A 17,012-nucleotide genomic window follows, 5' to 3' on the forward strand; every position below is an offset into this window, starting at 1 on the left:
GTTCACGGGCTTTCTCCGGAAAACAGGCGCTGCGACGCGGCGGCTAGGCCGGCGAGCGGGATGGGGAGCCAGTCGGGGCGGTTCGCCGCCTCGTAGGCGATTTCATAAGCGGCCTTCTCGAGCACGAAGAGATCGAGCAGCGAGGCCGAGAAATGCGGGGCGCTCGCGGCATAGGCATCGCAGAATGCCCGCCGCGCCTCGATCTCGAAGCGGTCGAAGAGTTCGCTCGCACGTTTCTGTTCGCGGCCCGCGAGCGAAGGCAGTTCGCGCCGCACCGCCGCCTCGGCATAGCCGAAGCTTCGGAGCAGGCCCGCGACATCGCGCAGGGGCACGTCCTTGGCGCGGCGCTCCTCGACCGGGCGGGCCGGCTCGCCCTCGAAATCGATGAAGACGACATCGTCGCCCGCGACCAGCAATTGCCCGAGGTGAAGGTCGCCGTGGATGCGCGTCACCTGCGTGCCGGTCGCATCGGCGGCGATCGCGGTGATGCGGTTGTGCAGCTCTTCGCGGTGCTCCTTGAGGCGGGCGAGCGTGTCGGCCTCGTCCCACTGGAGCTCGGCGCGTTCGAGGATGCCGAGCGCCTTGTCGATCTCGGCATTGACCCGCTCGGCAAGTCGCCCGGCGCTGCCCCGGTCGAGCATGGCGGGGGCGAAGGCCGGGTCCTCGGTCGGGGTGGCAAGAAGGGCGTGCATCTCCGCAAGGCGCTCGCCCAGGCGGGTCGCGAAATGTTCGAAGAAAGGCACGGGATTGCCCTTTTCCGGCAGCTCGCGGGCATCGAGCGCGGCGCGTTCGAGCGCGTCCAGCGTCCAGCGCCAGCCATCGCCCTGGTTGCGGACGAAGCACTGCGCCAGCATCAGCGTGTGGCTCGTGCCGTCCGGCGACACCCGCCGGGCCTGGCCGAGGAAGGGCGCAACCGCCTCGTAATGGAGGTCGCACAGGTATTTCGTCATCTCGGCCTCGGGATGGACGCCGGGCTGGAGCCGCCGCAGCAGCTTCACCACCGCCCGGTCGGCGAGGATGAGGGTCGAATTGGACTGTTCGGCGGCAAGCCATTCGGTCGCGGCGTCTTCACCGAGGTCGAATGCCTCCTCCCCCTCGAACACCAGCGTGCCATCCCCCGTGTCGAACTCGGCGCTGTCACGAAAGGCGCGAATCACGGCGCGCGGGAAGCTGTTCACCGCAAAGCCGTCCGTCAGCAGCCCGACATGGCGCCCGCGCCGCGTCCGGGCGAGCGCGAGGTTGGGCGCGAAGGGGCCTTCGTGCTCGCCCTCCCAGGCGATGCCGAAGGGCAGGGCATAGGTGCTCGTCCCGCTGTCGAGCCTTACCTCGACCTCGGCCAGCAGCAGATCGTCGGCAAGCTGCGCGTGGCGCGCGATGCGCGTTCCGGCGATGTCCTCGTCCTTCTGCCCGAACCAGCGCCGCTCGGCGATGTAGGCGGGCAGGATGTCGCCTTCGAGCACCTGCCGGTTCTCGCCTTCGAGCACGTCGGCAAGTCCGGGGCGCAGGACGAAAGTGTGATGTTCGACCTCGTGCGAGGGGGCGGCGGAGGACCAGTCGGGGGCCTCGACCTTCTCGTCGAGCCGGAACCAGTAGAAGCCGTAAGGCGGCAGGGTCAGCAGGAAGGGCAGGGTGCCGATCGCGGGAAAGGGGGTTTCGCCCGAAAGTTCGACCGGCGTGAACCCGGTGAATTCGGCAAGATCGAGTTCCACCGCCTGCGCGCTCGAGGCGAGGTTCGCGACGCACAGGATCGTGTCCTCCCCGTCCTCGCGCAGGAAGGCGAGCACCTTGCGGTTGCGCGGCTTAAGAAACCGCTGCGTCCCCCGCCCGAAGGCGCGGTATTCACGGCGCACGGCGAGCATACGCTTGACCCAGTTCAGGAGCGAATGGCTGTCGCGCTCCTGCGATTCCACGTTCACCACGTCATACCCGTAGAGCGGGTCCTGGATCGGCGGCAGGGCGAGCCGCGGCGGATCGGCCCTGGAAAAACCCCCGGCGCGGTCGGGCGACCATTGCATCGGGGTCCTCACCCCGTCGCGGTCGCCGAGGAAGATGTTGTCGCCCATGCCGATCTCGTCGCCGTAATAGATGATCGGCGTACCCGGCATGGTGAGGAGCAGCGCGTTCATCAGCTCGATCCGGCGCCGGTCGCGGCCCATCAGCGGGGCGAGCCGGCGGCGGATGCCGAGATTGAACCGCGCCCGGCGGTCCGCGGCATAGGTCTCCCACAGGTAATCGCGTTCGGCATCGGTCACCATTTCGAGCGTCAGCTCGTCATGGTTGCGCAGGAAGATCGCCCATTGCGACTGTTCGGGAATGGGCGGGGTCTGGCGCATGATGTCGGTGATCGGAAAACGGTCTTCCTGCGCCACCGCCATGTACATGCGCGGCATCAGCGGGAAGTGGAACGCCATGTGGCATTCCTCGCCTTGCGGCCCAAAATATTGCTGTGTGTCCTCGGGCCACATGTTCGCCTCGGCGATCAGCATCCGGTCGGGATAATGTTCGTCGAGGTCAGCGCGGATCTTCCGCAGCACCTCGTGCGTCTCGGGCAGGTTCTCGTTCGAGGTGCCTTCCCGTTCGATCAGGTAGGGGATCGCGTCGAGCCTGAGGCCGTCCACCCCCATGTCGAGCCAGAAGTGCATGACCTTGATGACTTCTTCCAGCACGCGCGGATTGTCGAAATTGAGGTCGGGCTGGTGCGAATAGAAGCGGTGCCAGTAATAGGCCCCGGCTTCCTCGTCCCAGCTCCAGTTCGATTTCTCGGTGTCGCAGAAGATGATCCGCGTGCCGGCGTATTTCTCGTCGTCGTCGGACCAGACGTAGAAATCGCGCTCGGGGCTTCCCGGCGGAGCCTTGCGCGCCGCCTGGAACCACGGATGCTCGTCCGAGGTGTGGTTGATGACGAGTTCGGTGATGACCCGGATGCCGCGGCGGTGCGCTGCCTCGACGAAGGCGCGAAAGTCCTCGAGCGTGCCGTAATCGGGCGACACGTCGTAATAGTCGGCGATGTCGTAACCGTCGTCGCGGCGCGGGCTGGGGTAGAAGGGCAGGAGCCAGATCGCCGTGACACCGAGATCGGCAATGTGATCGAGCTTCTGCATCAGCCCGGCGAAATCGCCGATGCCGTCATTGTTCGCGTCGAAGAAGCTCTTGACGTGAAGCTGGTAGATGACCGCGTCCTTGTACCAGGACGGGTCCGCCTTGAATTCTTCCAGCGGAAGCTGCGGGTCGGCCTCAGCCATGCGCGCCTCCTTCCGGTTCGATGCGCCAGATGCGGTAGGGCTCGTCGGGCGTCAGGTGGATCGAGTGATGCTTGCCGTGCCAGGCGAAGCGCTCGCCGCTGGCGAGGTCCTCGACCGCGAGCGCGCCGTCGTCGGGCAGGCCGAATTCCCACAGCGGGACCTCGAAATCGCAGGAATGTTCGCCGTGCGGGTCCATGTTGACCATGACGAGGATCATGTCGGAGCCGTCGGCCGAAGGCTTGCCGTAGAAGATGACGCTGTCGTCGTGGGCGGGGTAGAAGCGCGTGTTGAGATGCGTCTGGAGGGCGGGGTGTCCGCGCCGCAGGCGGTTCAACAGGGTCACGTCCGCGACGATGTCGCCGGACGCGCGCCATTCGCGCGGGCGGATCTCGTATTTCTCGCTCGCGGCATATTCCTCGCGGCCGGGAAGCGGCGCCGCGTCGCACAGTTCGAAGCCCGAATAGACGCCCCACAGGCCCGACAGCGTCGCCGCCAGAACGGCACGGATACGGTGCGCCGGGCGGCCTCCGGTCTGGAGGAAGACGGGGTTGATGTCGGGCGTGTTGACGAAGAAATGCGGGCGGAAGAAGTTCCGGGGCGCCTCCTTCGTCAGTTCCTCGACATACTCCGTCAGTTCGGCCTTCGAATTGCGCCAGGTGAAATAGGTGTAGCTCTGCGAGAAGCCGACCTTGGCGAGGCGATACATGACCTTCGGCCTCGTGAAAGCTTCCGAGAGAAAGATGACTTCGGGATGGGCCGAGCGGACTTCGCGGATCATCCATTCCCAGAACGGGAAGGGCTTGGTGTGCGGGTTGTCGACGCGGAACACCTTCACGCCCTCGCTCACCCACAGCAGCACGACGTCGCGCAGCGCCAGCCACAGGCCGGGCACGGCGTCGGGGCCGTAGAAATCGACATTGACGATGTCCTGGTATTTCTTGGGCGGGTTCTCGGCGTATTTCATGCTCCCGTCGGGACGCCAGGCGAACCAGCCCGGATGCTCGGCGAGCCAGGGATGGTCGGGCGAACACTGGATCGCGAAATCGAGCGCGATTTCGAGCCCGTGCTCCTTCGCCGCGGCGACGAGTGCGCGGAAATCCTCGAAATCGCCGAGCTCGGGATGAATGGCGTCGTGCCCGCCTTCGGGACTGCCGATGGCATAGGGACTGCCGGGGTCGCGCGCTTCCGGCGTCAGGGTGTTGTCCGGCCCCTTGCGGTTGGTCTTGCCGATGGGATGGATCGGCGGGAAATAGAGCGTGTCGAAGCCCATTTCCGCGACGCGCGGGAGGTGGCCGATCACGTCGCGCAGGGTCCCGTGGCGGGACTTGTCGTCGGTCATCGAGCGCGGGAAAAGCTCGTACCAGCTCGAAAACTGCGCCTCGCGTCGTTCGGCGTCGAGAAGTTGCGGCGGCGCGGCGGCGCGGTGGTGGTGCGGGTCCAGCGCCTCCATCGCTTCCACGACCGCCGGATCGGTGAAGACATCGCGCCGGGCGGCATCGCTTTCGGCCCCGTCAAGCGCGGCGAGCGCCTGGTCGAGCACCGCGCGGTGCTTCGAATCGGCCGAGCGCCGCGCGTTTTCGAGAAAGCGGCGGCCTTCCTCGAAGTCGACCGGCTGTGCGACCCCTGCCTCGACCTTCTTGACGATGCTCTCGCGGAAATAGCCGAAGCGGTCGTCCCATGCCTCGACGGTGAATTCGTGGCGACCGAGCCGTTCGGGGGTGAAGGCGGCCGACCACTCGTCGTTGCCTTCCTCGAACATCGGCACCGCGTTCCATTCGCGCGCCCGCTCGGCCCGCCAGAGAAGGCGCGCGCCGATCTTCTCGTGGCCGTCGGTGTAGATGTGCGCGCCGACCTCGATCCGCGTGCCGACGATGCACTTGACCGCGAAATCGCCGCCATCGACGCGGGGGACGAGGTTCTCGACGATGATCCGCGGCGCCTCGGCGGCGATCATTGCGGCTTTCTTCGACCCGCGCGCCTTGTGCGCGACGGCGCGCGGGGCTTCGGCCGCGAGCAGGCGCGCCTCGTGAGGCCCGAGCGGCGCAAGCGGGTCCGCCGTGCCATCGATCCGGCGCAACTGCCGCCAGCGCCGCCCGTCGAGCAGGCTTGCGGGAATGTCGGCCGGAGCCTGGCCGGGATTGAGCAGCAGGATGCGCGCCGCCTGCGCCGAGCGTTCGTCGGCCGCATCGTGACGGATGATCCCGGTGACAGGCGATCCAGCCGCCGTGAGGACCTCCATGCCGCCCAAGGGCGCGTCTTGCGCCATCGCGCGCGCAAGGTCTTCCGCATCCCCGATCCGCGCGGCGAGATCGGCCGGGACCAGCGCGCCCGAACCGGTGAAGAGCGCCGCCACCAGCAGCGTTCGCGCCGCCTCGGGATCGCTCGCCCGGCTGGCCGCGGCAGGCGTGATCTCGGCGACAAGCGGGCAGTGCGGGGCGAGCGCGGCATTCTCGTCGAGCAACCAGCGCGCGCGCTGGTCCCACCATCCGAACGAGGACAGGCAGCGGTCGAAGGCCCCGCTGCGGGCGAGGGCGAGGGCATCATCGCGCGGGAGTCCCGGCGTCGCGGCGATCAGCAGGACACCCTGGCGCCGGTCGCGCAGCCGTTCGGCGAGCGCACGGTGAAACGGGACGGCCCGCGCCTCTAGCCCCTCGAACACGAAACCGTCCGCGCCCGCATCGAGCAGCGCCTCGAGCCGCAGGGCGACGCGTTCGGCCACGGGGTTTCCCGGTTCGAGCCGGTCGAGCAGGACGCGCGCTTCGCCGCTGGCAGGGGCGGGTTCGCGGGGATCATGCACCGTTCCGGACCCGGCGTGGCCCGCCCCGACCGCGAAGACTTCCGGGCAGCGCTCGATCAGTTCGTCGGCGAGATCGAACCGGTCCAGCCTCAGACGAAGGATTGTCCGAAGGGGTTTTTTGGCGATGATCGGATTCGCGTCGGACGAAAACGTGGTTTCGAAATTCAGAACGATCCCGTCGAAACCCGAATTTGCAACGTTTTCGATTTCCTCGGGGTCAGGATCCTTCGAAAATGTCAGGAACCTATCATAGATTATATTGTCAATATTGCCGCCCTTTTGCCCTGCCATGCTTTTCCGTCCCATGAGTTTTGCAACAAGGCAGCGCCGAGGGGGTTCCTGTTGGCGCCGATCACTACGTCCGACGCCGGGAACGCATGGTCACTTTCTCGCGCGGGAAGCCGTGCCCGACGCCGGTGATCGCGTCCTTGACGCGAGGCGCGTGGGACGCGCAGTCTGCCATGCGCCGCCGAACGCCAGCGCCAGGGGACAGGATCACGCCATGACCGAGAGCGACCCGCAGGACGAGGTGATCGCGTTCCTCGCCCGGCCCGAAAGCCACGGCGTCTCCGGCCCGGTCGAGCGGATCGACACCCACGCAGCGCACGTCTTCCTGGCGGGCGAGCGCGCCTTCAAGCTCAAGCGCGCGGTCAAGCTGCCCTATCTCGATTTCTCCACCTCCGAGCGGCGCCGCGCGGTGCTCGAAACCGAATTGCGGCTCAACCGCCGCAGCGCGCCGGAGCTCTACCTCGAGGTGCGCGCGATCCGCCGCGACGAGGGTGGAGAACTGAATTTCGAGCGGGGGACGCCGCAGGACTGGGTGCTCGTCATGCGACGATTTCCGGCGGATGCGCTGCTGAGCGACATGGCGGAACGCGGCGCGCTCACGCACGCGATCCTGCGCGATCTCGCCGATGCGATCGCCGGTTTCCATGAAAGCGCGCCGCCCGGCCCGCGCGAAGGCGGCGCCGCGCGGGTGGAGGCGGTGATCGAGGGCAACCGCGTCAGCATGGAACGGCATCCCGAAACGCTCGACCCCGAACGGGTGGGCGCGCTTTGCCGGGACAGCCTCGCATTGCTGGGGATGCTCGCCCCGCTGCTCGACCGGCGAGCGGCGGAAGGCCGTGTGCGGCGCTGCCACGGCGACCTTCACCTTGCCAATATCTGCCTGTGGCAGGGGCGGCCGGTGATGTTCGACTGCCTCGAATTCGACGAGGAACTGGCGACCACCGATGTCCTCTACGATCTCGCCTTCCTGCTGATGGACCTGTGGGAGCGGGGCCATCCGCGCGAGGCGGCGTTGGTGTTCAACCGTTATTGCGACATGACCGGCCAGGCGGAGGGGATCGCCGCGCTGCCCCTGTTCCTCGCGATGCGCGCAGCCGTGCGCGCGCACGTCGCGGCCTCGGCCGCGGCCGGGGGGCAGGGCGCGGCGAAAGCGGAGGAGGCGCGGGGCTATCTCGACGCGGCCGCCGGGTTCCTCGAACCGCGCGAGGCGAGGCTGGTCGCGATCGGCGGGCGCAGCGGCACGGGGAAATCGACCCTCGCCGGCAATGTTGCCCACCGCATCGGCCGCGCACCGGGCGCTCGCTGGTTGCGGAGCGACGTGCTCAGGAAACGCATGGCAGGGGTGCTTCCCGAAGATCGCCTGCCGCACGCGGCCTACACCCCCGAAAACGGCCGGGCGGTCTACGAGCGGGTCATGGCAGAGGCCGAAACCGTGCTGGCGAGCGGGCAATCCGTCGTGCTCGACGCCGCCTTCCTGCGCCGGGAGGAGCGCGAGGCGGTGCGCGATCTCGCCCGGCGCGCGGGCGTGGGCTTCACCGGCATCTGGCTCGAAGCGCCGCCTGACGTGCTGCGCGAGCGGGTCACGGCCCGGCGCGGCGATCCCTCGGACGCCGATGCGGCGGTGGTCGATCGCCAGCTCGCCAGGGACCTCGGCAGGCTCGACGAGTGGAAGCGCATCGATGCGGGAGGTCCGCCCGAAGCGGTGGCGGCGCGGGTCGATCCGCTGGGACTGTGGTAGGACCTTTGCGACCCGCAGGCGGCGGCGGACAGGCGGCGCTTGCCAAGGCCGCCCGCCGGTGACATTTTTGCGCACGTGTCACGCCGCAGGACCGGCGGTGACCACCCCAGCACACGGAGCGCGCGCGCCATGTCGAACAAGCAGGTCCCGGAATACCCCAATCCCTTCGCCATGTGGGAACCCGTGATGGAGTTCTGGTTCAAGGCCATGTTCGCCGGAACGCAGCAGGCCTTCCAGTTCTGGGCCGCCCCCTTCGGCCCCCCGCCCGCAGAGGAACGCGAGGAGGAAGGCGACCTCGACGTGCCCGGCCCGTTCGAACGCGATTTCGAGGACAGCCTGCACGCATGACGCGGGCCGGAAGGTCGCGGTAACCGCAGCCCACAGTCAGGGATGGCGCCGCCATTCGGAACGCTTGCCTGCCTGCCGCGCTTGATTCTCGAACAGCAAGGACAGGCAAGGCGTGGGCTTTCTCAAGGACGGCGAGTGGCACGACGAATGGGACTACACCGACGAGGAGAGCGGCGCCTTCGAGCGCGATGAGAGCGCCTTCCGCAACTGGATAACCCCCGACGGCAGGCCCGGTCCGACCGGAGAGGTCGGTTTCGCGGCCCTACCGGGGCGTTACCGGCTCTACATCAGCCTCGCCTGCCCGTGGGCGCATCGCGCCAATGTCGCCCGCCACCTGAAGGGGCTGACGGGCGCGATCGAACTGGTGGTGGTGCACTGGCTGATGCGGGAAGGCGGCTGGTCCTTCCGCGAGGGCGAATGCGTGACGCCCGATCCGTCCCTGGGCGCGGACCACCTGCACCAGCTCTATACCGCCGCCAGGCCCGACTATTCGGGCCATGTCACCGTACCGCTGCTGTGGGACACGAAGACCGGCACGATCGTGAACAACGAAAGCGCCGATATCCTGCGCATGATCGGCAGCGCGTTCGACGATTGCGGCGCGAACGACCTGGACCTCTACCCGAAGGCTTGCCGCGAGGAGATCGACCGGCTCAACGCGCAGGTTTACGACGCGGTGAACAACGGGGTCTACAAGGCCGGTTTCGCCGCCTCGCAGGAGGCTTACGAAGAGGCCGTGCAACCGCTTTTCGCCATGCTCGACCAGCTGGAGGAGCGGCTGGACGGCAAGGAATGGCTCGTCGGAGGGCAGCTTACCGAGGCCGACATCCGGCTGTGGACGACGCTGATACGGTTCGACCCGGTGTATCACGTGCATTTCAAGTGCAACCTGCGCCGGATCGCCGATTATCCCAACCTTTCGGCATTCACCCGGCGGCTCTACAGCCTGGACGGGATCGCGCAGACGGTGAATTTCCGGCACATCCGGCACCACTATTTCGAAAGCCACCGGCACATCAATCCGGCCGGCATCGTCCCGGCAGGACCCGACCCCCTGGTGCCGGGCCTGTCCAAAAGCGGGTGACAATCCGCATGACCTTGGCCGACGCGATTGTCTGACGCAAGGGTGCACCTTGCGTCAGGCCAGACCCCTTCTTCATGCCTGAGTCATTGTTTTCATGGGGAAATGGCGGACAGGGTGGGATTCGAACCCACGAAGGGCTTGCACCCTTGCCGGTTTTCAAGACCGGTGCATTCAACCGCTCTGCCACCTGTCCGCGTGGGCCAGCCCCATAGCGGGGGGATCGGGGCAAGTCACCCGCGAGTTGGTTGTTGGGTATTCAGCCCGGTTGTGACAGAGGTGCGCGCATGATCACGCGCCGCATTGCCCCTGCCTTCCTCGCTCTCCTGCTCTCTCTCGCCGGCCCTGCCGCGCCCTCGCTCGCCCAGGTCGAGGCGAATGACGGAATCGCCTTCGATGCCTATGTCGCGCAGCTCGCCGAGCGTGCCCGCGCGCAAGGGGTGAGCGAGGCGACCGTGCGCCGCATGACCGAAGGGCTTTCGCCCGATCCGCGGGTGATCCGGCTCGACCGCGGCCAGCCCGGCAGCCCGACGCGCAGCGGCTATCCCGCGCTCGCCCCCTATATCGACACCCATGTGAACGCCGCGCGCATCGCCGGCGGGCGCGAGGTCTATCGCCGGAACCTCGCCACGCTGCGCCGGATCGAGCGGGATTTCGGCGTTCCGCCCGAGATCATCGTGGCGATCTTCGGACACGAAACGAGCTACGGCCGGATCACCGGCGGCTTCGACCTCGCCCGCAGCCTGGCGACGCTTGCATGGGAGGGGCGCCGGCGCGAGCTTTTCGCGGACGAGTTCATCGCGCTGCTCAAGGTCGCCGATCGCGGTTTCGCGCGGGCGGAACTGACCGGAAGCTGGGCGGGCGCGATGGGCTATCCGCAGTTCCTGCCCTCGGTCTACGAACGGCTCGCGGTCGACGGCGACGGCGACGGGCGGGCGGACATCTTCGGCAACCGGGCCGACACCTTCGCCTCGATCGCGAATTATTTCCGCGATGCGGGATGGCGCACGGGCCAGCCCTGGGGCGTCCGGGCGAGCGTGCCCGGCGGGTTCGACGTCGATGCCTATCGCACCAGGCTCGAAGCCCCGGTGTGCCCGCGCGTGCACGAGCGTCACAGCCGCTGGATGACGGTGGAGGAATGGCGCGCGCTCGGCGTGGTCCCTCAGCGCCCGCTCGCACCCGGCACGCTCGTCTCGCTGTTCCGGCCCGACGGCCCCGGCACGCCCGCCTGGCTGCTGACCGGGAATTACCGCGTGATCCTCGAATACAACTGCTCCAACTACTACGCGATGAGCGTCGGCCTGCTTGCGGACGAAATCGTGAACTGATCGCCGCGCACGCCTCGCCAAGCGGGACGGGCGGGGTTATAGGCGCGCGGGTGAGAGGTGTGAGACCCCGTTCGATGATGGCCATGGCTCTGGCGGCGCTGGCGTTCGTCCATGCGCCCGCGCCCGCGGGCCCTGCTGGCGAAGGCCGGTCGGCGGCACCCGCGATCCCGCCGGGCGACGAAGTGCCGATCGCGCTTCTCGTGGATGTCTCCTCCGGTCAGATCCTCCACCAGCGCAATGCGCGGCGGCGTTTCGTCCCCGCCTCGATGACCAAGACCATGAGCGCCTATGTCGCCTTCGAGCTGATCGAGCAGGGCAGGCTCGACCCGGGGCAGGTGATGACGATCCGGCCCGAGACCTGGCGCGCCTGGAGCGGCAAGGGTTCGACCATGTGGCTGCCGGCCGATGCCCGGGTCACGGTAAATGACCTGCTGATGGGCCTCATGACCGTTTCCGCCAATGACGCGGCGATCGTGCTGGCCGAGGGCGCGGCGGGATCGGTCGAGAACTGGGCGGCGCTGATGAACGTGCACGCGCGCGAACTCGGCATGACCGACAGCCATTTCGCCAACCCCAACGGCTGGATGGACGAAGGCCGCACCTTCACCAGCGCGCGCGATCTCGCCCTGCTCGCCGAGGCGATGATCCGCCGCCATCCCGAAAAATTCCGGCGCTACATCGGCAACGAAAACTTCACCTACAACGACGTGACGCAGGGCAATCACGACCCGCTGATCGGCCGGGTCAGGGGCGCGGAGGGGATCAAGACCGGCTTCACCAACGAGGCGGGCTTCGGCTTTCTCGGCACGGTCAGGCGCGGGGCCCAGCGGCTCGTGCTCGTCACCGCCGGGGTTGACCGCGGCGATGCACGCGACGGCTGGGCGCGGCGTTATGTCGAGTGGGGCTTTTCCGCCTTCGAGCGGCGGCGCCTTTTCGATGCGGGCGAGGAGGTCGCACAGGCACGGGTGCAGGGCGGCTCCGCCCGCCGGGTCACGCTCGTCGCGGATCGCCCGGTCGAGGTCAGCGTCCCGCGCGGGCGTGCGGGGGAGATGACATTGAGCGTCCGCTACGACGGCCCGCTGCGCGCTCCGGTGGCGGCGGGAAGCCGGGTGGCGACCCTCAGGATCGAGGTGCCGGGCATGGATGAGGCGCGCATTCCCCTGTTCGCGGGCGAGCCGGTCGGGATCGCGGGACCGCTCGACCGGATCGTCAACGCCTTCGCGCGGTGGCTTGGCTGATGGCGTCGCGCGGGGGGCGGGGCCGCTTCATCGCCTTCGAGGGCGGGGAGGGGGCCGGCAAGTCGACCCAGGCGCGCCTGCTCGCCGAGGCACTGGCGGGGCGCGGCATCCCGGTCGAAACCACCCGCGAACCCGGCGGCACGCCCGGTGCCGAAGCGATCCGCGGCCTGCTCCTGACGCCCCCCGGCGAGGGCTGGACCGGCGAGGCCGAGGCGCTGCTCTTCGCCGCCGCGCGGGCCGATCACGTCGCACGCCGCATCCGCCCCGCGCTCGAGGCCGGGCGCTGGGTGGTGTGCGACCGCTTCGTCGATTCGAGCCGCGCCTACCAGGGCGGAGCGGGGGGATTGGGCGACGCGGCGATCCTTGCGCTGCACGACTTCGGCAGCGGCGGGCTGCGGCCCGACCTGACGGTGCTGCTCGACGTTGCAGAGGCGCAGGTCGCCCGCCGCCTCGCCGCCCGCGACGGGGCGCAGAGCGATGCGATCGGCGGGCGCAGCGCGAATTACCATCGCGCGGTCGCCGCGAGCTTCCGCCGCATGGCCGCAGCCGATCCGGCGGGAATCGCGGTGATCGACGGAGCGGGCGAGCCGGAAGAGGTGCAAGCCCGCGTCCTCGCCGCGCTCGCGCCGATCATGCCGGAAGGGGCGCGCTGATGGATTGGCCCAATCACGAGCGGCCGTGGCGCGAATGGCGCATGGCAACCGGCGGAGCGCGGATGCACCATGGCTGGATCCTCGCGGGCAAGCGCGGCCTGGGCAAGCGCGACTTCGCGCTCGCCGCCGCGGCCGAACTGGTCGCCGAGCCCGGCGTGAGGCAGCCAGCCGATCCCGCCAACCATCCCGATATCGTGACTCTCACCCACGGGCCGAAGGACGACAAGGCCGAACGCGCCGCGGCCGAGGGCAAGCCCTTCGAGCGTGCCCGCAGCATTCGCATCCGGCAGATCCGCGCGATGCAGCGCCGCCTCACCACCCGGCCGACGATCGGCAGCCGGCGGGTCGTCATCATCGACCCGGCCGACGATCTGGAACGCGCCGCGGCCAATGCGCTGCTGAAAAGCCTCGAAGAACCGCCGCAGGGAACCTTCTTCATGCTGGTCACCCACGCGCCTGCGCGCCTCCTGCCGACGATCCGCTCGCGCTGCCGGGTGCTGCGGTTCCCGCCGCTGACCGACGCCGAACTTGCCGCCATGCTCGATGCGGACGGGGCGGGCGGGGACCCGGGCGAACGGGCGGCAGCGATGAAGGCGGCGGAAGGCTCCTTCGGCGCGGCGCGGCGGTTTGCCGAACAGAAGCTGGGGGCGCTGGCCGAGGTGATGGAGACGCTCCTTGCCGAAGGCGATCCGGCGATGACCGGGCGGGGGGAGCTCGCGGCCCTGATCGGCCCGCGCGCCGACCGCGAACGCCTGCAGGCGGCGTTCGACCTCGCCCGGGCGCTGGTCGCCGCGCGCGCGCGGGAAACCGGCTCGAACGCCGAACGCGGCGCACTGGTCGAGGCGCACGCGCGGCTCGTCGAACTCGCGCGGGATGCTCCGATCCACAATTACGACACGGGGCTCCTCGCGCTTGAGATCGGAACCTTGCTTGTCGGGGCGAGCGCGGCTAGCGAACCGGCCCATGGCTGAGACCGACCCCGCCCCCTTCTACGTCACCACCGCGATCAGCTACCCCAATGGCAGGCCGCATATCGGCCATGCCTACGAGGCGATCGCGGCCGATGTCATCGCGCGTTTCCAGCGGATGCGGGGGCGCGACGTGCGGTTCCAGACCGGGACCGACGAACACGGGCTCAAGATGGCGCGCAAGGCTGCCGAACAGGGCCGCACCGCGCGCGATCTCGCCGATGAAATGTCGGGCTATTTCCGCGATATGTGCGACGCTCTTGACGTGCGTTACGATCGTTTCATCCGCACGGTGGAGGACGATCACCATCGCGCGAGCCGGGCGATCTGGCAGCGGATGGAAGCGGCGGGCGACCTTTATCTCGACCGCTACGAGGGCTGGTACTCGGTCCGTGACGAGGCCTATTACGACGAGAGCGAACTGGTCGAAGGCGAAAGCGGCGAAAGGCTCTCCCCGCAGGGAACGCCGGTCGAATGGACGGTCGAGGAAAGCTGGTTCTTCCGCCTGTCGAAATACCAGGACCGCCTGCTCGAACTGCTCCGCACGCCGGGCTTCCTCGAACCGGCGAGCCGCCGCAACGAAATGATCGCCTTTGTCGAACAGGGCCTGCGCGACCTGTCGGTGAGCCGCACCAGTTTCGACTGGGGGGTCAAGGTGCCGGGTTCGGACGGCACGGATTCCGGGCACGTGATGTATGTCTGGGTCGATGCGCTGACCAACTACCTCACCGGGCTCGGCTTTCCGGACGAGACCGGGGACATGGCGAAATTCTGGCCCGCCGACCTGCACCTCATCGGCAAGGACATCGTGCGCTTCCACACGATCTACTGGCCCGCTTTCCTGATGAGCGCGGACCTGCCGGTCCCGAAGAAGGTATTCGGCCACGGCTTCCTGCTCAACCGCGGGCAGAAGGAATCGAAATCGCTCGGCAACGTCACCGATCCGCTGGCACTGGCGGAGAGGTTCGGCGTCGATGCCCTGCGCTATTTCCTGCTGCGCGAGGTCGCTTTCGGACAGGATGGTTCCTATTCGCCCGAAGCGATCGTCACGCGGGCCAATGCGGAACTCGCCAATTCCTTCGGCAATCTGGCCCAGCGCACGCTGTCGATGATTGCGAAGAACATGGACGGGCATCTCGAGGCATTCGAGCCTGCCGAGGTTGATCGCAAGCTGCTGTCGCTGGTCGGCGACGCGTGCCTGCGCGAACTGCCGCAGGCTTTCGAGGCGCTTGCCTTCTCCACCGGGATCGAGGCGTGGCTGCGCGCGGTCCATGCCTGCAACCAGTATGTCGACGAACAGGCACCCTGGACCCTGCGCAAGACCGATCCGGAACGAATGAAGGCGGTGCTCCTTACCCTGTTCATGGCGCTGCGCGACCTTGCCATCGCGATCCGGCCCGTCGTGCCGACGAAGGCCGCGGACCTGCTCGACCAGCTCGGCGTGCCGGCGGACGAGCGACAATATGAACACCTGCAGGACCCGGACTGGTTCCGCCGCCTCGTCATGGCGGGCTTCACCGTGAACAGTCCCACGCCGATCTTCCCGCGGCTCGAACTGCCGGAGGCGGCGCAAGGAGCGGCATGATGCTCGTCGACAGCCACTGCCACCTCGAATACAAGGGCCTTGTCGAGGACCAGCAGGGCGTCCTCGCCCGCGCCCGCGCAGCCGGGGTAGGCGCCTTCCTCAACATCTCGACCCGCAAGTCCGAGTGGGAACAGGTCGTGGGCACCGCGAAGCGCGAAAGCGACGTCTTCGCCAGCGTCGGCATCCACCCGCACGAAGCCGACGCCCACGCCGACCTCGGCCGCGCCACGCTGCTTGCGGCGAGCGAGGACCCCCGCGTGATCGGCATCGGGGAAACCGGGCTCGATTACTATTACGATCATTCCGACCGCGAAACGCAGGCGCGCCTGTTCCGGATGCACATCGGCGTCGCGCGCGAAACCGGCCTGCCGGTCATCATCCACACCCGCGATGCAGAGGACGATACCTTCGCGATCCTCGAGGAGGAGATGGGGAAGGGGGCCTTTCCGGCGCTGATCCACTGCTTCACCGCCTCGGCGGATTTCGGGCGCAAGGTGCTGGAACTTGGCCTGACGATCTCGCTTTCGGGCATCGTGACATTCAGGAACGCGAAGGAATTGCAGGCGGTCGCCGCGCAGATCCCGGAAGACCGCCTGCTCGTCGAAACCGACAGCCCCTTCCTCGCGCCCGTGCCGAACCGCGGCAAGGTGTGCGAGCCGGCCTATGTCGCGGACACCGCCCGCTTCGTGGCGGACCTGCGCGGGGTCGAGCCCGAACGGCTCGCCGAAAGGACCACGGCCAATTTCTCGAAACTGTTCACGCGGGCGATGCTGTGAAGGTCATCCTGCTCGGCTCGGGCACGTCGACCGGCGTGCCGCGCGTCGGCGGGCCGGACGGGGCGGGTGACTGGGGCGATTGCGATCCCGCCGAGCCGCGCAATCGCCGCACCCGCGTCTCGGTCCTGGTCGAAAGCGACGAGGGCGCGCGGCTGCTGGTCGACACGTCGAGCGATTGCCGCGCGCAATTGCTCGCGAACCGGGTGGACCGGGTGGACGGGGTGTTCTGGACCCACGATCACGCCGATCACTGCCACGGCATCGACGACCTGCGTGTCCTTCGCTACGGGCGCGGCGGGCCGATCCCGGGCTACGCCTCGACCGAGACGGTGCGCCGGCTGCGCCAGCGTTTCGGTTACGTCTTTGCCGGGCAGGACGGCTATCCCACCATCGTCAATCTCGACACGCTCGACCGGCTCCGCATCGTCGCGGGCTTTTCGGTCGACTGGGTGCAGATGGACCACGGCCCGGGCGAAACGACCGGCTATCGCTTCGAAGCCGATGGCAAGAGCATCGTCTATGCCACCGATTTCTCGAGGATTTCAGATGAGATGATCGAAACCTTCCACGGTGCGGACGTGCTGGTCAGCGATTGCCTGCGGCGCGAACCGCATCCGACGCACGCGCATCTCGGCATGGCGATCGAGCTCGCCGAACGCTGCGAGGCGAAGCGGCTCGTGCTGAGCCATCTCGACAAGAGCATGGATTACCGCAAGCTCTGCGACGAGGTGCCGGGGCATGTCATCGTCGGCTATGACGGGCTGGAGGTCATCGCGTGAGCCAGTACGACATCATCGCCATCGTCAGCCTGCTTGGCTGGCTGGTCATCGCGGGGAGCGCGCTTGCGTCCTACCGGCTCGGATGGGGACAGATCGCGCGCATGGCGCTGACCTGGCTCGCTATCTTCGCCGGTTTGTTCCTGCTGGTGGGGTTCTTCATCCAGGGATGAGACGGCCTTCACCCAGTTCGT

The 17,012-nt window shown here is 68.1% G+C and carries 14 protein-coding genes and 1 tRNA gene; 12 read left to right on the forward strand and 3 right to left on the reverse strand.

Annotated features, from left to right (window positions below; all coding sequences use genetic code 11):
• Window positions 1-2: 2 nt before the first annotated feature.
• Together treS and BLU08_RS03495 are read right to left on the reverse strand one after the other, a co-directional pair.
• Window positions 3-3,242 carry a maltose alpha-D-glucosyltransferase gene (gene treS, locus BLU08_RS03490; protein WP_090195340.1) on the reverse strand — a complete coding sequence of 1,080 codons (3,240 nt, stop codon included), beginning with the start codon at window positions 3,240-3,242 and terminating at the stop codon, window positions 3-5.
• The gene (locus BLU08_RS03495) at window positions 3,235-6,039 is read right to left on the reverse strand and encodes an alpha-1,4-glucan--maltose-1-phosphate maltosyltransferase (protein ID WP_197676890.1); all 2,805 of its coding nucleotides are present in this window, start codon (window positions 6,037-6,039) and stop codon (window positions 3,235-3,237) included. The genes treS and BLU08_RS03495 overlap by 8 nt, the downstream gene beginning before the upstream one ends.
• A gap of 15 nt (window positions 6,040-6,054) precedes the next feature.
• Between BLU08_RS03495 and BLU08_RS15075 the strand changes: the two genes are divergently transcribed.
• The 4 genes from BLU08_RS15075 to BLU08_RS03510 all read left to right on the forward strand — a co-directional run bounded on the left by BLU08_RS15075 (window position 6,055) and on the right by BLU08_RS03510 (window position 9,497).
• Window positions 6,055-6,459, forward strand: a complete 405-nt coding sequence (locus BLU08_RS15075; RefSeq protein WP_157674438.1) for a hypothetical protein — start codon at window positions 6,055-6,057, stop codon at window positions 6,457-6,459.
• 82 nt (window positions 6,460-6,541) lie between these two features.
• On the forward strand, window positions 6,542-8,065 hold the full coding sequence (locus BLU08_RS03500) for a bifunctional aminoglycoside phosphotransferase/ATP-binding protein (RefSeq protein ID WP_090195342.1): 1,524 nt from the start codon (window positions 6,542-6,544) through the stop codon (window positions 8,063-8,065).
• A 129-nt stretch (window positions 8,066-8,194) separates the two neighbouring features.
• Window positions 8,195-8,413, forward strand: a complete 219-nt coding sequence (locus BLU08_RS03505; protein ID WP_090195345.1) for a hypothetical protein — start codon at window positions 8,195-8,197, stop codon at window positions 8,411-8,413.
• Window positions 8,414-8,525: 112 nt separating this feature from the next.
• Window positions 8,526-9,497, forward strand: coding sequence for a glutathione S-transferase family protein (locus BLU08_RS03510; RefSeq protein WP_090195349.1), 972 nt, complete (start codon window positions 8,526-8,528; stop codon window positions 9,495-9,497).
• A gap of 103 nt (window positions 9,498-9,600) precedes the next feature.
• On the opposite strand, the gene BLU08_RS03515 is transcribed toward BLU08_RS03510, so the two are convergent.
• Window positions 9,601-9,690 (reverse strand) — tRNA-Ser (locus tag BLU08_RS03515).
• Window positions 9,691-9,781: 91 nt separating this feature from the next.
• Here BLU08_RS03515 and BLU08_RS03520 point away from each other — a divergent pair.
• The 8 genes from BLU08_RS03520 to BLU08_RS15290 all read left to right on the forward strand — a co-directional run bounded on the left by BLU08_RS03520 (window position 9,782) and on the right by BLU08_RS15290 (window position 16,991).
• On the forward strand, window positions 9,782-10,822 hold the full coding sequence (locus tag BLU08_RS03520; RefSeq protein WP_090195353.1) for a lytic transglycosylase domain-containing protein: 1,041 nt from the start codon (window positions 9,782-9,784) through the stop codon (window positions 10,820-10,822).
• A gap of 83 nt (window positions 10,823-10,905) precedes the next feature.
• Entirely contained in the window at window positions 10,906-12,060 is a 1,155-nt protein-coding gene (locus tag BLU08_RS03525) for a D-alanyl-D-alanine carboxypeptidase family protein (protein ID WP_233996069.1), read from the forward strand.
• A complete protein-coding gene (gene tmk, locus BLU08_RS03530; protein WP_090195362.1) occupies window positions 12,060-12,713 on the forward strand; it encodes a dTMP kinase in 654 nt (217 codons plus the stop codon). Before BLU08_RS03525 ends, tmk begins: the two co-directional genes overlap by 1 nt.
• A complete protein-coding gene (locus tag BLU08_RS03535; protein WP_090195365.1) occupies window positions 12,713-13,684 on the forward strand; it encodes a DNA polymerase III subunit delta' in 972 nt (323 codons plus the stop codon). The genes tmk and BLU08_RS03535 overlap by 1 nt, the downstream gene beginning before the upstream one ends.
• Entirely contained in the window at window positions 13,677-15,266 is a 1,590-nt protein-coding gene (metG, locus tag BLU08_RS03540) for a methionine--tRNA ligase (protein WP_090195369.1), read from the forward strand. The genes BLU08_RS03535 and metG overlap by 8 nt, the downstream gene beginning before the upstream one ends.
• The gene (locus tag BLU08_RS03545; protein WP_090200957.1) at window positions 15,266-16,042 is read left to right on the forward strand and encodes a TatD family hydrolase; all 777 of its coding nucleotides are present in this window, start codon (window positions 15,266-15,268) and stop codon (window positions 16,040-16,042) included. Before metG ends, BLU08_RS03545 begins: the two co-directional genes overlap by 1 nt.
• Complete coding sequence (locus BLU08_RS03550; protein ID WP_090195372.1) at window positions 16,039-16,821, forward strand: MBL fold metallo-hydrolase; 783 nt, start codon at window positions 16,039-16,041, stop codon at window positions 16,819-16,821. The genes BLU08_RS03545 and BLU08_RS03550 overlap by 4 nt, the downstream gene beginning before the upstream one ends.
• Complete coding sequence (locus tag BLU08_RS15290; protein ID WP_172800975.1) at window positions 16,818-16,991, forward strand: hypothetical protein; 174 nt, start codon at window positions 16,818-16,820, stop codon at window positions 16,989-16,991. Before BLU08_RS03550 ends, BLU08_RS15290 begins: the two co-directional genes overlap by 4 nt.
• Window positions 16,992-17,012: the final 21 nt, after the last annotated feature.

Origin of the sequence: Erythrobacter sp. HL-111 (assembly GCF_900105095.1) — a bacterium.
GTDB lineage: Bacteria > Pseudomonadota > Alphaproteobacteria > Sphingomonadales > Sphingomonadaceae > Erythrobacter.

What these genes read in the sequence shown, in the direction of transcription:
- tmk (WP_090195362.1), top strand. Translation starts at nt 12,060, where the DNA reads ATGGCGTCGCGCGGGGGGCGGGGCCGCTTCATCGCCTTCGAGGGCGGG.
- BLU08_RS03545 (WP_090200957.1), top strand. Translation starts at nt 15,266, where the DNA reads ATGCTCGTCGACAGCCACTGCCACCTCGAATACAAGGGCCTTGTCGAG.
- BLU08_RS03535 (WP_090195365.1), top strand. Translation starts at nt 12,713, where the DNA reads ATGGATTGGCCCAATCACGAGCGGCCGTGGCGCGAATGGCGCATGGCA.
- metG (WP_090195369.1), top strand. Translation starts at nt 13,677, where the DNA reads ATGGCTGAGACCGACCCCGCCCCCTTCTACGTCACCACCGCGATCAGC.
- BLU08_RS03500 (WP_090195342.1), top strand. Translation starts at nt 6,542, where the DNA reads ATGACCGAGAGCGACCCGCAGGACGAGGTGATCGCGTTCCTCGCCCGG.
- BLU08_RS03525 (WP_233996069.1), top strand. Translation starts at nt 10,906, where the DNA reads ATGGCTCTGGCGGCGCTGGCGTTCGTCCATGCGCCCGCGCCCGCGGGC.
- BLU08_RS03505 (WP_090195345.1), top strand. Translation starts at nt 8,195, where the DNA reads ATGTCGAACAAGCAGGTCCCGGAATACCCCAATCCCTTCGCCATGTGG.
- BLU08_RS03520 (WP_090195353.1), top strand. Translation starts at nt 9,782, where the DNA reads ATGATCACGCGCCGCATTGCCCCTGCCTTCCTCGCTCTCCTGCTCTCT.
- treS (WP_090195340.1), bottom strand. Translation starts at nt 3,242, where the DNA reads ATGGCTGAGGCCGACCCGCAGCTTCCGCTGGAAGAATTCAAGGCGGAC.